The following is a 240-nucleotide window of genomic DNA, read 5'->3' as shown; positions in this document are numbered from 1 at the left end:
GTATAATGGTATGCCTTTCTGGCGGCAAAGATAGCTACACAATGCTTGAAATGCTTCAACATTTAAAACGTGTAGCACCTATAAAGTTTGACCTAGTTGTTGTAAATCTTGATCAAAAACAACCTGATTTTCCTGAGCATGTTTTACCCCAGTATCTTGATAAATTAAATGTTGAATACAAAATTGTAGAAGAAGATACTTACAGTATTGTTACCGATATTATCCCTGAAGGTAAAACAA

1 pseudogene is annotated in these 240 nt (G+C 33.3%); it reads left to right on the top strand.

Annotation, left to right across the window (positions count from 1 at the left end):
* Positions 1-240: pseudogene (locus AAEY57_RS20970) on the top strand (tRNA 2-thiocytidine(32) synthetase TtcA); the annotation flags it as partial.

The organism is Pseudoalteromonas sp. MER144-MNA-CIBAN-0113 (assembly GCF_040308965.1).
Taxonomy (GTDB): Bacteria; Pseudomonadota; Gammaproteobacteria; order Enterobacterales; family Alteromonadaceae; genus Pseudoalteromonas; species Pseudoalteromonas tetraodonis.
Note: the sequence above shows the minus strand (reverse complement) of the source record. Positions and strands in the feature narration are given on the sequence as shown.